15 protein-coding genes are annotated in these 14069 nt (G+C 66.9%); 12 read left to right on the forward strand and 3 right to left on the reverse strand.

Annotation, left to right across the window (positions count from 1 at the left end):
* Positions 1-91: 91 nt before the first annotated feature.
* Positions 92-808: an MIP/aquaporin family protein gene (locus E3O46_RS03240; RefSeq protein ID WP_241975266.1), complete on the reverse strand. Its 717-nt coding sequence runs from the start codon at positions 806-808 to the stop codon at positions 92-94.
* A 267-nt stretch (positions 809-1075) separates the two neighbouring features.
* Between E3O46_RS03240 and dhaK the strand changes: the two genes are divergently transcribed.
* From dhaK to E3O46_RS03280, 8 genes are all read left to right on the forward strand, one after another.
* Entirely contained in the window at positions 1076-2077 is a 1002-nt protein-coding gene (gene dhaK / locus E3O46_RS03245; protein ID WP_134561094.1) for a dihydroxyacetone kinase subunit DhaK, read from the forward strand.
* An 11-nt stretch (positions 2078-2088) separates the two neighbouring features.
* A complete protein-coding gene (dhaL, locus tag E3O46_RS03250) occupies positions 2089-2736 on the forward strand; it encodes a dihydroxyacetone kinase subunit DhaL (protein ID WP_134561095.1) in 648 nt (215 codons plus the stop codon).
* Positions 2729-3469, forward strand: a complete 741-nt coding sequence (dhaM, locus tag E3O46_RS03255; protein WP_134561096.1) for a dihydroxyacetone kinase phosphoryl donor subunit DhaM — start codon at positions 2729-2731, stop codon at positions 3467-3469. The genes dhaL and dhaM overlap by 8 nt, the downstream gene beginning before the upstream one ends.
* An 86-nt stretch (positions 3470-3555) precedes the next feature.
* A complete protein-coding gene (locus E3O46_RS03260; RefSeq protein WP_134446545.1) occupies positions 3556-3759 on the forward strand; it encodes a hypothetical protein in 204 nt (67 codons plus the stop codon).
* A gap of 132 nt (positions 3760-3891) precedes the next feature.
* Positions 3892-5052, forward strand: coding sequence for a hypothetical protein (locus E3O46_RS03265; RefSeq protein ID WP_134561097.1), 1161 nt, complete (start codon positions 3892-3894; stop codon positions 5050-5052).
* Between the two features lie 46 nt (positions 5053-5098).
* Positions 5099-6340 carry a toxic anion resistance protein gene (locus tag E3O46_RS03270; RefSeq protein WP_134446547.1) on the forward strand — a complete coding sequence of 414 codons (1242 nt, stop codon included), beginning with the start codon at positions 5099-5101 and terminating at the stop codon, positions 6338-6340.
* A gap of 2 nt (positions 6341-6342) precedes the next feature.
* Entirely contained in the window at positions 6343-7944 is a 1602-nt protein-coding gene (locus tag E3O46_RS03275; protein ID WP_134561098.1) for a VWA domain-containing protein, read from the forward strand.
* A complete protein-coding gene (locus E3O46_RS03280) occupies positions 7931-8569 on the forward strand; it encodes a hypothetical protein (protein ID WP_134446549.1) in 639 nt (212 codons plus the stop codon). The genes E3O46_RS03275 and E3O46_RS03280 overlap by 14 nt, the downstream gene beginning before the upstream one ends.
* Before the next feature lies 1 nt (position 8570).
* On the opposite strand, the gene E3O46_RS03285 is transcribed toward E3O46_RS03280, so the two are convergent.
* Positions 8571-9200, reverse strand: a complete 630-nt coding sequence (locus E3O46_RS03285; protein WP_134446550.1) for a dihydrofolate reductase family protein — start codon at positions 9198-9200, stop codon at positions 8571-8573.
* A 134-nt stretch (positions 9201-9334) separates the two neighbouring features.
* Here E3O46_RS03285 and E3O46_RS03290 point away from each other — a divergent pair, with 134 nt between their 5' ends.
* The 4 genes from E3O46_RS03290 to E3O46_RS03305 all read left to right on the forward strand — a co-directional run bounded on the left by E3O46_RS03290 (position 9335) and on the right by E3O46_RS03305 (position 11432).
* Positions 9335-9955 carry an ArsR/SmtB family transcription factor gene (locus E3O46_RS03290; RefSeq protein ID WP_134446551.1) on the forward strand — a complete coding sequence of 207 codons (621 nt, stop codon included), beginning with the start codon at positions 9335-9337 and terminating at the stop codon, positions 9953-9955.
* 1 nt (position 9956) lies between these two features.
* Positions 9957-10643 carry an SRPBCC family protein gene (locus E3O46_RS03295; RefSeq protein ID WP_134561099.1) on the forward strand — a complete coding sequence of 229 codons (687 nt, stop codon included), beginning with the start codon at positions 9957-9959 and terminating at the stop codon, positions 10641-10643.
* A 73-nt stretch (positions 10644-10716) separates the two neighbouring features.
* Entirely contained in the window at positions 10717-11067 is a 351-nt protein-coding gene (locus tag E3O46_RS03300) for a hypothetical protein (RefSeq protein ID WP_198413353.1), read from the forward strand.
* 11 nt (positions 11068-11078) lie between these two features.
* Positions 11079-11432 (forward strand): VOC family protein, encoded by a 354-nt coding sequence (locus tag E3O46_RS03305; RefSeq protein WP_134561100.1) that lies wholly within the window; start codon positions 11079-11081, stop codon positions 11430-11432.
* Between the two features lie 161 nt (positions 11433-11593).
* Here E3O46_RS03305 and E3O46_RS03310 read toward each other — a convergent pair whose 3' ends face one another.
* On the reverse strand, positions 11594-13960 hold the full coding sequence (locus E3O46_RS03310) for an ATP-binding cassette domain-containing protein (RefSeq protein WP_134446554.1): 2367 nt from the start codon (positions 13958-13960) through the stop codon (positions 11594-11596).
* Between the last annotated feature and the right edge of the window lie 109 nt (positions 13961-14069).

The following is a 14069-nucleotide window of genomic DNA, read 5'->3' on the forward strand; positions in this document are numbered from 1 at the left end:
ACACGTTGTGCTGAGACGTACTGACTACTGATGGACATGCAGAAGCCGACCGGTCGGTCCTGGTTGGGGAACCGGCCGGTCGGCAGGCGCACTAGGTGAGAATGGGCAGGAGAGCGTACGAGGCCCATCCGGCGAGGACGCCGCCGATGACGGGGCCGACGACCGGCACCCAGGAGTACGCCCAGTCGGACGAGCCCTTGCCCTTGATCGGCAGGATGAAGTGCGCGATGCGCGGTCCGAGGTCACGGGCCGGGTTGATCGCATACCCGGTCGGGCCACCGAGCGAGGTGCCGATCACGATGACGAGCAGGGCCACCGGCAGGGCGCCCAGGGCCGCGAGGCCGCCGGACGTGCCCTGGCGACCGCCGCCGAAGGCGATCACGACGAAGACCAGAACGAAGGTGCCGATGATCTCGGTGACGAGGTTCCAGCCGTAGGAGCGGATGGCCGGACCGGTCGAGAAGACGCCGAGCTTGTTCGCCGGGTTCGGTTCCTGGTCGAAGTGCTGCTTGTAGGCGAGCCAGCAGAACACGGCCCCGATGATGGCGCCGAGGAACTGAGCCGCGATGTAGACGAGCACCGACAGGAAGTTCACCGGGACCCCGGAGCCGAACTCGGTCGCGCCCGATGCGACGAGGCCGAGGGTGACGGCGGGGTTCAGGTGCGCACCTGAGTTGTACGCCACGATGACGCCGGAGAAGACGGCGAAACCCCACCCGATGGTGACCATCAGGAAGCCGCCGCCGAGACCTTTGTTCTTGGCCAGGGCGACGTTGGCTACGACACCGGTACCGAGGAGGACGAGCATCGCGGTGCCCACGACCTCCGACAAAAATACGACTCCAATATTGTCCACGTTGACCTTCCTAGGTAGGGCTCGAGCGCTGAACAGTCTGGCCGCGGTGAGCGACTGGCAACACCATAGCGCGCTGGTATCCCGAGCGAAATGGGCAGGTCGAGGCGTGGTTCGTCCCTTACTTCCCCGGCTACCTGCGCGTAGGTTAAGGACAGCTCCGTATCGAATCGCACGATGCGACGCCGACCGATCGTCACCATCCGACCCGAAGGAAGAGTCATGAAAAAGCTCGTCAATGATCCCAAGAACGTTGTCGATGAGGCCGTGGCCGGCTTTGCAGCCGCGCACGGCGACATCGTGCGCGTATCCAGCGACCCTACTTTCATCGTCCGCGCCGATGCCCCGGTGTCGGGCAAGGTCGGCCTGGTCAGCGGAGGCGGAAGCGGCCATGAGCCGTTGCACGGCGGATTCGTCGGCGTCGGCATGCTCGACGCCGCCGTGCCAGGCGCGGTCTTCACCTCGCCGACCCCCGATCCCATCCTCGCGGCGACGCAGGCGGTCAACGGCGGCGCAGGGGTGCTGCACATCGTGAAGAACTACACCGGCGACGTCCTCAATTTCGAGACGGCTGCCGACCTGGCCCTCGCGGATGGGATCGAGGTCCGCACGGTCATCGTCAATGACGACGTCGCCGTGAAGGATTCGCTGTACACCGCCGGACGTCGCGGAGTCGCCGGAACGGTCCTCGTCGAGAAGATCGCCGGAGCTGCGGCCGAACGCGGCGATGACCTCGCCTCCGTTGCCGCCGTCGCGGAGAAGGTGATCGGGCAGGTGCGCACGATGGGTGTGGCGCTGACGCCGTGTATCGTCCCGCACGCGGGAGAACCGAGCTTCACCCTCGCAGAGGACGAGATCGAAATCGGCATCGGCATCCACGGCGAGCCGGGCCGGGAGCGGATCAAGCTCGAACCCGCAGACGCCATCGTCGACCGTCTCCTCGGACCGATTCTGGAGGACATCCCGTTCGTGAGCGGGGATTCGGTGCTCCTCCTCGTCAACGGCATGGGCGGCACTCCCCAGATCGAGCTCTATATCGTCTTCCGGAGGGCCGCCGAGGTCCTTGCTGCCAAGGGGATCACTGTCACGCGGACGCTGGTCGGGAATTTCACCACCTCCCTCGAAATGCAGGGCATGTCCATCACGGTTCTCAAGCTCGATGACGAGCTCACCGCGCTCTGGGATGCGCCGGTGCAGACTGCGGCGCTACGGTGGGGACGGTAGAAGGAGATTCGATGAATCTGAGTGTCACCTGGGCTGAAGCCTGGATCCGGCAGTGTGTGGACGTTATCGCTGACCATCGTGTGGAGCTGATCACCCTCGACAGGGACATCGGCGACGGCGACCACGGCGAGAACATGGACCGTGGTTTCCAGGCGGTGCTGGGGAAACTCGACACGCTCCCGGCAGACGCCGTTCCCGGCGATGTCTTCAAACTCGTCGCGACGACACTCATTTCCACGGTGGGCGGCGCCGCGGGGCCGCTCTACGGAACGGCTTTCCTGAAGGCGGCCGTCGCCGTGGCGGGGAAGCCGGACCTGGACGGTGCCGCGGTCGTCGCACTCCTGACGGCGGCACGCGACGGAATCGTGCTCAGGGGCAAGGCGGAGAGCGGCGACAAGACCATGGTCGACGCCTGGACGCCCGCTGTGAACGCTGCAGCGGCCGCGGAACGCGCCGGAGCGACGCCCGTCGCCATCCTCGTCGAGGCCGCGGATGCTGCGGAGGCCGGCGCGGTTGCGACGGAGCCGCTCATCGCGCACAAGGGACGCGCGAGTTACCTCGGCGAACGCGCCATCGGGCATCGCGATCCGGGTGCCCAGTCCAGTGCCCTGCTTCTGCGTGCTGCCGCCGACACCGCCGAGCAGGTTGCGGATGAGTGATTCAGAACCCGCCGTCCCCGCCGTACTCGTCGGCCTTGTCTTTGTGTCGCACAGCTCGCTGATCGCGAGGGGCCTCGTCGATCTCGCCCGCCAGATGGCTCCGACCGTGCGGATGCTGCCGGCGGGCGGCACCGACGACGACCGGATCGGAACGAGCTTCGCCAAGGTGGCGGCGGGCATCGAGGCCGCAGAAGCAGGCAGGGGAGTTGTCGTGCTTTGCGACCTCGGCTCCGCAATCCTGACGGCGGAATCAGCGCTCGATTTCCTCGATGACGACACTCGATCCCGGGTCGTCATCGTCGACGCACCCCTTGTCGAGGGCGCCGTCGCCGCCGCCGTCGCCGCACAGATCGGTGGCGACCTGCCTGCCGTGGAGTCTGCGGCCCGGTCGGCTGGGGCAGCGTACTCGGGTGCGCCCTCGGCCCAGGCGCCGGTCCCGGCCGCAGATGCCGGGTCCGGTCAGTCGGGGGCCGACACGACGGTGATGAGGACGGTGACCCTGATCAACGCTGACGGCCTGCACGCCCGCCCCGCCGCGGAGTTCGTGACCCTCGCCGCGGCGCTCGGCGTTCCGGTCACGGTCAATGGCCGCGATGCCGCGAGCCTGCTGGCCATCATGGGCCTCGGGTTGACCCGGGGCGCACGGGTTGAACTCTCGGCAAGCGGTGCCGGCGCGGCCGCGGCGGTCGACGCCCTTGCCACACTCCTCGAATCGGGGTTCGGCGAGGCCTGAGAGTCCCGGGGGAGCCAGCGGCATGGCGGAAGATCGCGCCGGGAAATTTCGGCTCATACCGACCCGATTGGTTCTATGCTGGCCGCATGATCCAGGACACCACAGTGCCGTGCCCCGTGTGCGGCCATGCCATGAGTGAACACACGATCGTGCACGGCGTGCACGACACGATCCTGAACTGTCCGGTGCCCCATCCGGGCGCCTGGGACAGGGACGCATTCGAACCGGTGAACGAGTTCGGCATGGTCACCCACCAGCACCCTGCGGAGGACCCTCCCGTTCACGGCTGAATTCTCCTGCTCCGCACCTGCAACGGCTGGTCAGCGTACGAGTTCACCAAGAATTTCCCCGGATGCCCTATTGTCTGCAGTGCAGATCTCCTGCACAACGTCGTCCCACCTAATCCAGACGGTATCCATCGAATGAGCGCCACAGCCAAGCGTGTGATCGGGCTCGTCCTCGCGGGCGTGCTCGTCGTCGGCGTGGTCATCGTCGTGGTCGGCGGTCGCCTGTTCGGAGCACCGACAGGGACGGCTCCGGTGACCACGGACCTCGCTGTCGTCCACGGGGTCATCGGCTCGGAGAAGAAGCCGTTCTTCGACGACCCGGCCGTCCGGGCGGTCTTCGCCGAGAAGGGCCTCGACGTCGAGGTCGTGACGGCGGGATCACGCCAGATCGCCACATCCGTCGACCTCACCGGCGTCGATTTCGTGTTCCCGTCCTCCGCGCCCGCCGCCGAGAAGATCCGGCGCGAAGCCGGGGCGCGCAGCGTGTTCTCCCCGTTCTACTCGCCGCTCGCGATCGCGACCTTCACGCCGATCGTGGCCCTCCTGCAGTCCGCGGGGATCGCGAACCAGGACGCCGCGGGCACCTGGCACCTGAACGTCGCGGAATACCTCAAGGCCGTCGCCGCGGGAACCCGCTGGAATCAGCTCCCCGGTGCGGCGGCGAGCTACAACAGCTCCCGTTCGATCCTGATCTCCAGCACGGACATCCGCCAGTCGAACTCAGCGGCCATGTACCTTGCGATCGCGTCCTACGTCGCCAACGGGAACAGCGTCATCAGCTCCGCCGACGCGGAGGCCGCCGTCATCGACCCGATGGCCGCGCTCTTCCTCGAGCAGGGCTTTTCGGCCTCCTCCTCCGAGGCACCATTCGAGGACTACCTCTCCCAGGGAATCGGCTCGAAACCGCTCGTGATGGTCTACGAGGCACAGTTCCTCGGCCGGCAGATGAGCGTCACCGGCCGCAGCGCCATCACCCCTGACATGGTCCTGATGTATCCGGACCCGACCGTGCTCTCCAAACACACGGTGGTCCCGCTGTCCGAGCAGGGAACCCAGGTCGGCGAACTCCTCCAGTCCGACCCCCGCCTCGCCCGGCTCGCGGCGCAGTACGGGTTCCGGCCCGCCGACCCGGCCGTGTTCACGGCAGCCCTCGCCGGCAACGGCCTCGCGGCGCCCGCAAGCCCCGTCAACGTCATCGAACCGCCGAGCTACGAGACGCTCGAGGCGATGATCACGACCATCAGCGGGCGGTACGACACCCCTCTTGCCTCACCAGACGCCAACGTCGACAAATGACCAGACGAACACCCGCCGAACGATCACCCGGAGACCAAGGAGCACCATGGCAGACTCATCCCTCGATCTGAGCACTCCCACACCGGGCGAGAGGCCGGCCGCCGCTGCGACGACAGCACCGCGCGTCGACACCGGACTTGTGCTCGTGCCGCCGAACGCTGTCCCGGACATCGGTGGCACCCAGGCCAGCGCGATGATGCCGATCGACGACGCCCGCACTGAGGAACTCGCCGGACGCGCCAGGGCCTTCGTCGCCGACCTCATCGACCGCGATCCCTCGGCCCCGGAATTCCAGAAGAAGATCTCGGACGTGGCCCAGATGGGCCGGGACGAGATCCGGGCCGCGTCCGAGGTCAGCAACCGGATGCTCCAGCGCCCGGTCGCAGCGCTTGCCGCCGCGCGCGGAAAAGGCGACGAGGCCGACGCGCAACGGCGCGTCGCCAGCACACTCGTCGAACTGCGCGGAACGATCGAAGACCTTGACCCGTCCAGGGCCGACGGCGGGGTCGCCCAGTTCCTCCTGAACCTGATCCCGTTCCGGGACAAGCTCCGCAGCTATTTCGCCCGGTACGCCTCCGCACAGAGCCAGCTCAACAAGATCATCCACTCGCTTCAGAACGGCCAGGACGCCCTTCTCAAGGACAATGCGGCGGTCGAGGGGGAAAAGGTGCGGCTCTGGGAGACGATGAATCGCCTGCAGGAGTACGCCCTCCTCACGAGCGCCCTCGACACCCAACTGGTGGAACAGATCGACACGGTCAGGACGACCGACCCGGCCAGGGCCGACGCGCTCACGAGCGATCTCCTCTTCACGATCCGACAGAAGCACCAGGACCTGCTCACCCAGCTCGCCGTGAGCGCCCAGGGCTACCTCGCCCTCGACGTCGTGCGGAAGAACAACGTCGAACTCATCAAGGGCGTCGAACGGGCAACGACGACGACCATATCCGCCCTGCGCACGGCCGTGATCGTGGCACAGGCACTGGCCAACCAGAAGCTCGTCCTCGACCAGATCACCGCCCTCAACACGACGACCTCGAACCTGATCGTCTCGACCTCGCAGATGCTCAAGACCCAGTCTGTCGCCATCAGCGAGCAGTCGGCATCCGCGACCATCAGCCTCGAATCGTTGGAAACGGCCTTCCAGAACATCTACGAGACCATGGACGCCCTGGACAGCTACAAGCTCAAGGCGGTCGCGACGATGGCCCAGACGGTCGACACCCTTCAGACCCGCCTGGCCGAGGCAACCGCATACCTCGAGCGAGCCCGGCCGGAAGCCCACTGAGCATGCTTCGCCTCCTGAGGAGCTTCGGCGTGGTCGCGGTCGCGGCGCTGCTGCTGGCGGGCTGCACCGTTGCGCAGCCGAACGAGCAGGACGGCCTGCCCAACGACGCCACGACTCTTCGGGTCCTTGCGGGCAGCGAGGTCAAGGATATGGCTCCGATCCTGGAGTCCGCGGCCGCAGACAAGGGAATCCGGGTGGTCTTCGACTACACCGGCACCCTCGCCGGCACGGAACTCGTCGCATCCGGTCGTGCCGCCGGTCGCTACGACGCGACGTGGTTCCCGAACAACCGCTACCTGTCGCTGCTTCCCGGGGCGGCCAAGGCCGTCTCCTCGAGCGTCAAGATCATGAGCTCCCCGGTCGTCCTCGGGCTTCGGCCCGCAGTGGCGGCGCGGCTCGGCTGGGACTCCGCCCCGCCGACCTGGGCGGACCTCGCCACCGCCGCTGCCGACGGTGAATTCACATACGGCATGACCAATCCCGCGGCCTCGAACTCCGGGTTCAGCGCCCTCGTGGCGGTCGCGACGGCACTGTCCGGAACGGGAACCGCGCTCACCGATGCGGACGTCACTGCGGTCGGTCCTGAGCTGACCCGGTTCTTCTCCGGGCAGAAACTGACCGCCGGGTCCTCCGGCTTCCTTGCTGACAAATTCGTCGCAGACCCCACCCTCGTCGACGGCGTCATCAACTACGAGTCCGTACTCCTCGGTCTCGCCGGCAAGGGTGCACCGCTCACGATCGTCCGGCCGACCGACGGAGTCGTCACGAGCGACTATCCGCTCACCCTGCTGGCCTCGGCCGACACGGGCAAGCGTCCACTCTTCGACACCCTGACGGCCTGGCTCACCACTGACGCCGTACAGAAGCGAATCGTGTCGGAGACCCACCGTCGGCCAGGCGTTCCCGGGATCGACACCGGGTCGGCCTTCCCGGCCGGCATCCTCTTCGAGACGCCGTTCCCGAACACGCTGGACGTCGCCAACACCCTGATCGCGACCTACCTCGACACGGTGCGGGCTCCCGCGCAGACGCTCTTCGTGCTCGATACCTCCGGGTCGATGGCGGGGGAGCGGCTCACCGCGCTCCAACAGGCGCTCAAGAACCTCGCCGGGGCAGATTCCTCGACGACGGGCGGTTTTGCCGCGTTCCGCAACCGTGAGCGCGTGACCCTGATCCCGTTCAGCACCGCCCCGGATACCCCGACGATCGTCGACGTGCCTGCGGCGGACAAGACCGAGGCCCTGCAACGGATTCGCGATGTCGCGGATGGACTCTCCGCAGACGGCGGCACGGCGATCTATGACTCGCTGGAACGGGCGTATGCCCTCGCGCGGCAGCAGAAGGCCGAGCGGCCGGATACCTTCGTCTCGATCGTGCTCATGACCGATGGTGAGAACACCGACGGTGCAACGGCGAAGGACTTCTCGGACTACTACGCGACCCAGGGTGCGGATACCCGGTCCATCGCGACCTACGTCGTTCTCTTCGGCAATGGCAACGTCGATGAGCTCACGAGCGTGGCGAAGCTCACGGGCGGGCAGGCCTTCGACGCGCTGAACGGCGACCTGTCGAGCGCGTTCCAGGACATTCGTGGGTACCAGTAGCGTGTCGCGGTGGCTCGCCTCCACGAAGAACATCGTGGGCTCGGTAGTCGGCATCGCGACCCTCGGCGCGCACGTCGCCGTCGGCCTCGGTCCGCTGTGGCCCGTTGTCGTCGTCGCGATGTACGCGGTCGGCGCGCTCGTCGCACCGCGCGACAGGGTGGACCTGCGGCCGGGACCACTGCATGGAGAGGGGGGAGTGGCGTCAGCCGCGGACCTTGCTGCCCAGCTGGCCGTGCTGAGGAGATCGATGACGGCGGAGAACCGCCGCCTGCCGGACGAAGCGACCTCGAGGCTCGCCCGAATCCTGGATGCCCTCGATCAGGTCATCGCCCGCTGGACGGACCTGACCGAAGCGGCCGATCAGGCTCACACGGTCGAGCAGATGATCCTCGACTACCTGCCCACGTCGATTCAGCGGTTCCTGAACCTGCCGCGGAGCTTTGCGATCGCAAGCCGGGTCGAAGGGAAGAAGACGGCTGAGGACGAACTGATCGAGCAGTTGGACATCCTCGAGACGGAGAGCGATCGCATCCGCACCGCACTCTACGCGAAAGACCTCGCGGCGCTCGAAGACCAGAGTCGTTTCCTGCGTGAGAAATTCGGCCGATCCGAACTGGACCTCTGATTCAGGCGAGCCCGGGCAGGGGGACCGGCGGCGCCGGTGCGACGGGGGCCGCTGGGCGATAGGTCGCGATGATGACACCCGTGCTCGTCGTCGTGCTGTCGACGAGGTCGAGGGATGCCGAGGGGCCACCGTCCGGGAAGAGGCGTCGACCGGTGCCGAGCACCAGGGGGTGGATCAGGAGCGTGTACTGGTCGATCAGGCCCCAGCGCATCAGTGCACGCACGAGCTCGCCGCTGCCGAGGATCACGATGTCCTTGCCGGGCTGCTGGCGCAGTTCCGCGACGGTCGTCGTCGCCTCACCGCTCAGGAGGATCGAGTTGTTCCAGGCCAGGGGGCCGGGGAGGGTCATCGACGTCACGTACTTCGGGATGTTGTTGATCACCTCGGTATACGGGTTCTCCAGGGTCATCGCCGGCCAGATCGAAGCGAAATCCGCGTACGTCTTGCGTCCGAAGAGCAGGGCGCCGGCATCGCCGATTCCCGCGGCCATGACGCTGCCCATCACCGAGTCGGCATAGGGCTGGGCCCAGCCGCCGAGGTCGAAGCCGTCCCGGCGATCCTCGTTCGCCCGGCCGGGCGCCTGCATCACGCCATCGAGGGTCACGCTGTTGGTGACCACGATTCTGCTCATCGAAATCCTTTCCTCCGTCTGCAAACTTACTGCCCGATGCCGAATCTCCTAATTCGGGGGACAACAGATGACGCCTGCTCCAGACAGCCTTTCACCTTCTTGACAAAAAATATTGTCGGTGGAAGGCTGGTTGCATGCTCGAAGTCGCCGTCATCGACACCGCCGGAGCGGCGGCAGCGTCGCTCGAGCCCACACGGAGCCGGCTGCTCGCCGAGCTCGGCGAACCGGGTTCGGCCACGACCCTGGCGGCCAGGCTCGGCCTGCCGCGCCAGAAGGTCAACTATCACTTGCGCGAACTGGAACGCCACGGTCTCATCGAACTCGTCGCCGAGCGTCGCAAGGGGAACATGACCGAGCGGGTGATGCGGGCGACGGCACAGTCATTCGTGATCTCGCCAACGGCGCTCGGGGGAGTGGCTCCCGATCCGCGGCGTGGCGTGAATGAATTCTCGGCGCGCTGGATGCTCGCGGTTGCCGCCCGGCTCGTCCAGGAGGTCGGAATCCTGCTCGACCGCGCGGGGCGCGCACACCGCCCGCTTGCCACATTCACAATCGACAGCGAGCTGCGCTTCGCTTCGGCGGCCGATCGTGCCGATTTCAGCGCGGAACTCGCTCTCACGGTCGCCACCCTCGTCACGCGCTACGACGCGCCGCAGTCCCCGGGCGGTCGCGCCCACCGGCTCGTCCTCGCGCTGCACCCGAGCATCACCCGACCTCCGGAAGAACCCGGTAACCCAGCAGGCAAGGAGAACTGACATGAGCAAGGACTTCGAGATCGTCGTCGAGGGGGAGTTCCCCGGCGATCCTGAGCAGATGTGGGACGCCATCACCCAGAACACGGCGGCGTGGCTGTTCCCGACGGACGACATGCCCGGGGTTGACCTGGTCTCGGAGCGCCCGACCCATCACGTGAATCGGATGGAGGGACCCGACGGCTGGTTCAACCAGCTCGAACAGGTCATCGAACCGCGTCCGGGTGGGCATTCGTTCCTCCGCTGGGTGCACAGCGGCGTCATCCAGGACGACTGGGACAACCAGTACGACAGCGCGAGCAAGCACACCGTGTTCTACCTGCACACCCTGTCCGAGTACCTCGAGCACTTCGCCGGCCGCAGTGCCGTCTACGCCGATGTCCAGGGACCGGAGGCCTCTTGCGGTCCCGAGGGATTCGAGACGCTCCGGAGCGCACTGGGTTTGACTCCCACGTCGGCCGTGGGGGAGACCGTCACCGTCGCCCTGCCCGGAGTCCCGGCGGGAACGACAAGCGTCGACTGGAACGCAGAGCACTTCATCGGCCTCCGCACGGCCGACGCTCTCTACCGATTCTTCGGTCGGAACGCCTTCGGTGCTGTCGTCGGGCTGACCGTGCACCGGTTCGGCGACATCGGGAGCGCGGGACTTCCCGAGGACTGGAAGACCTGGCTCGACGCCCTGTATGGCTGACGCCGGTCGGGAAGCAACGTCCGGGCACGTCGGACCTCTGGAAACCGTGTGCCTCGCGCGCTACCGTGGCAGCATGAGCGCAATGGATCTGGCCACCCTCCGCCGCCTGGCCGCGGAGGGCAACGAAGAGGCCGCGAACCGGCTCGCCGAACTCGCGGCGACTCGCGGCGACCTGGCCGAACTGCGCGAGCTGGTAGATTCCGGCAACGAACTCGCCGGCGAGAAGCTCGCGCAGCTCGCGGGGGAGCGCGGCGACATCGACGAGTTGCGCCGTCTGGTCGGCGCGGGAAACGAACTGGCGGCAGACAAGCTGGCCCAGTTCGCCGCGGCGCGGGAGGACATCGACGAACTCAGCCGTCTCGCCGACGAGGGCAACGAGGTTGCTGCGACACTCCTGACCCAGCTCATCCGTGGAACCGGGTAGGGGAGCCGACCATGGCAGTGACGGGTATCGGCGGGCTCTTCTTCCGCAGCAATGATCCGGACACCCGGGCGGCCTGGTACCGGGAGCACCTCGGTATCGAAGCGGGCCAGGCCGGCGTCTGGCAGCAGCAGGCAGGCCCGACCGTGTTCGCGCCGTTCCCCTCCGAAAGCGACTATTTCTCAGAAAAGCAATCGTTCATGCTCAACCTCCGTGTGACGGACCTCGACGCGCTCACCGCACGGCTCACGGCGGCGGGAGTCCACGTCGAGCGTCGCCCAGAGTGGGATACGACCGACTACGGCCACTTCGCCCGCATCCACGATCCCGAGGGGCTTCCGATCGAGCTCTGGGAGCCTCCGGCCTGAACGGGCCGGATCGCATCAGCCGACCCATTCGCCCTGTAAACTGACATAATGTGCATTATCGGTCATTACCGGGTTCCTGTAATCTGAGCCGTGTCGCCGTTGTTTCGTCGTCGTTGTTTCGTCGGATTCTGCTAGACGGCCCCCGGAGCCGTGCGGCCCGGTCAGGCGCCGACGTACGCAGCGAGGAACTGGCCGGTGAGGGTCGACCGGGCGGCGACGAGATCGGCGGGCGTTCCTTCGAAGACGATCCGTCCGCCGTCGTGGCCCGCACCGGGGCCGAGGTCGATGATCCAGTCGGCGTGTGCCATGACCGCCTGGTGGTGTTCGACGACGATCACGGACTTGCCGGAGTCGACCAGCCTGTCGAGCAGGCCGAGAAGCTGCTCGACGTCGGCGAGGTGGAGGCCGGTGGTCGGTTCGTCCAGGACGTAGATGTCGCCTTTCTCTGCCATCTGGCTCGCGAGCTTGAGCCGCTGCCGTTCGCCCCCGGACAGGGTCGTCAGCGGCTGTCCCAGGCCGAGATAGCCGAGTCCGACATCGGCCAGCCGGACGAGGATCGCGTGAGCGGCGGGCGTGCGCGCCTCCCCCGAACCGAAGAAACTTTCGGCCTCGGTGACCGACATGGCAAGGACCTCGCTGATGTCGCGCCCGCCGAGGTGGTAGTCGAGCACGGATGCCTCGAACCGCTTGCCCTCGCAGACCTCGCAGGTCGTCGCGACGGTGGCCATCACGCCGAGGTCGGTGTAGATGACGCCTGCCCCGTTGCAATTGGCGCAGGCGCCCTCGGAGTTGGAACTGAACAGCGCAGGCTTGACCCCGTTGGCTTTGGCGAAGGCCTTGCGGATCGGCTCGAGCATTCCGGTGTACGTCGCCGGGTTGCTGCGTCGGGAACCCCGGATGCCACCCTGGTCGATCGACACCACATCCGCGCCTGCCGGGATGGAACCGTGCACGAGCGAACTCTTTCCCGACCCGGCCACCCCGGTCAGCACGACGAGCACGCCGAGCGGGATGTCGACGTCGACGCCCTGCAGGTTGTTCCTCGTTGCGCCGCGGATCTCGAGCGCCCCCCTGGGCGTGCGCACGGTGTCCTTGAGGGCGGAGCGGTCGTCGAAATGACGACCGGTCAGGGTGCCGCTGGATCGGAGTTCCTCGACGGTGCCCTCGAAGCAGACCGTGCCGCCGGCCGTTCCCGCGCCAGGGCCGAGGTCGACGACGTGGTCGGCGATCACGATCGTCTCCGGCTTGTGCTCGACGACGAGCACCGTGTTTCCCTTGTCCCGCAGCTGCAGCAGCAACGTGTTCATCCGTTCGATGTCATGGGGGTGCAGCCCGATGGTGGGTTCGTCGAAGACGTAGGTCACGTCGGTCAGCGAGGATCCCAGGTGCCGGATCATCTTGGTGCGCTGGGCTTCACCGCCGGAGAGGGTGCCGGCCGGCCGGTCAAGGGAGAGATAGCCCAGTCCGATCTCGACGAAGGAATCGAGGAGCTGGCGCAGCGCGGTCAGGAGCGGCAACACGGAGGGTTCGTCGAGAGCGCGAACCCACCCGGCCAGGTCGCTGATCTGCAGGGAGCAGGCATCCGCGATACTGATGCCTGCGACCTTCGAGGACCGCGCGGCCGCACTGAGGCGGGTCCCCCGGCACTCCGGGCAGGTCGTGAACGTGACCGCGCGGTCCACGAACACGCGGATGTGCGGCTGCATCGCCTCGCGGTCTTTGGAGAGGAAGGCCTTCTGGACCTTGGGGACCAGACCCTCGTAGGTCATGTTGATGTCCCCCACCTTCACCTTGGTCGGTTCCCGGTACAGGAAGTCCTCGAGCTCCTGCGCGCTGTAGTCGCGGATCGGCTTGTCCGCGTCGAGGAAGCCCGACCCCGTGAAGATCCGCACGCCCCAGCCGTCCGGGGTGTAGCCGGGAATCGTGAGCGCACCCTCGTTGAGCGATTTGGCGGAATCATAGAGCTGGGTGAGGTCGATGTCGTTGACCGTGCCCATGCCCTCGCACCGGGGGCACATGCCGCCGGTGATCGTGAAACTGCGTCGTTCCTTCACGGTCTTGCCCGCCCGTTCGAGCGTGACCGCTCCCGCTCCGCTGATCGAGGCGACGTTGAAGGAGTACGCCTGCGGCGAGCCGATATGCGGCTGCCCCAGCCGGCTGAAGAGGATGCGCAGCAGCGCGTTCGCGTCGGTCGCGGTTCCGACCGTTGACCGGGAATTGGCGCCCATGCGCTCCTGGTCGACGATGATCGCGGTCGTGAGCCCCTCGAGCACGTCCACATCCGGCCGCGCGAGGGTCGGCATGAAGCCCTGCAGGAAGGCGCTGTACGTCTCGTTGATCATCCGCTGGGACTCTGCGGCGATCGTACTGAACACGAGGGAACTCTTTCCCGAACCGGAGACGCCGGTGAACACCGTCAGGCGACGTTTCGGGATGTCGATGGTGACGTTCTTGAGGTTGTTCTCCCTCGCGCCCTGAACCCGAATCAGATCGTGGATGTCGGCGGCGTGCGGAGGAAGACTCATCATGGCTCCATTCAACCAGCATCGCGCAATGCGCGAGCGGGGTGAACTCCCCCGGCGACCATTGCGCGCCAGGGGCCCTCCTCGCTACAGTCTGGGTGACCGAACCAGACGC

The organism is Cryobacterium glucosi (assembly GCF_004402235.1).
GTDB classification, from domain to species: Bacteria; Actinomycetota; Actinomycetes; order Actinomycetales; family Microbacteriaceae; genus Cryobacterium; species Cryobacterium glucosi.

Coding starts and splice junctions, on each gene's coding strand:
- E3O46_RS03240 (WP_241975266.1), bottom strand. CDS start 808: ATGCTCGTCCTCCTCGGTACCGGTGTCGTAGCCAACGTCGCCCTGGCC.
- dhaK (WP_134561094.1), top strand. CDS start 1,076: ATGAAAAAGCTCGTCAATGATCCCAAGAACGTTGTCGATGAGGCCGTG.
- dhaL (WP_134561095.1), top strand. CDS start 2,089: ATGAATCTGAGTGTCACCTGGGCTGAAGCCTGGATCCGGCAGTGTGTG.
- dhaM (WP_134561096.1), top strand. CDS start 2,729: ATGAGTGATTCAGAACCCGCCGTCCCCGCCGTACTCGTCGGCCTTGTC.
- E3O46_RS03260 (WP_134446545.1), top strand. CDS start 3,556: ATGATCCAGGACACCACAGTGCCGTGCCCCGTGTGCGGCCATGCCATG.
- E3O46_RS03265 (WP_134561097.1), top strand. CDS start 3,892: ATGAGCGCCACAGCCAAGCGTGTGATCGGGCTCGTCCTCGCGGGCGTG.
- E3O46_RS03270 (WP_134446547.1), top strand. CDS start 5,099: ATGGCAGACTCATCCCTCGATCTGAGCACTCCCACACCGGGCGAGAGG.
- E3O46_RS03275 (WP_134561098.1), top strand. CDS start 6,343: ATGCTTCGCCTCCTGAGGAGCTTCGGCGTGGTCGCGGTCGCGGCGCTG.
- E3O46_RS03285 (WP_134446550.1), bottom strand. CDS start 9,200: ATGAGCAGAATCGTGGTCACCAACAGCGTGACCCTCGATGGCGTGATG.
- E3O46_RS03290 (WP_134446551.1), top strand. CDS start 9,335: ATGCTCGAAGTCGCCGTCATCGACACCGCCGGAGCGGCGGCAGCGTCG.
- E3O46_RS03295 (WP_134561099.1), top strand. CDS start 9,957: ATGAGCAAGGACTTCGAGATCGTCGTCGAGGGGGAGTTCCCCGGCGAT.
- E3O46_RS03300 (WP_198413353.1), top strand. CDS start 10,717: ATGAGCGCAATGGATCTGGCCACCCTCCGCCGCCTGGCCGCGGAGGGC.
- E3O46_RS03305 (WP_134561100.1), top strand. CDS start 11,079: ATGGCAGTGACGGGTATCGGCGGGCTCTTCTTCCGCAGCAATGATCCG.
- E3O46_RS03310 (WP_134446554.1), bottom strand. CDS start 13,960: ATGATGAGTCTTCCTCCGCACGCCGCCGACATCCACGATCTGATTCGG.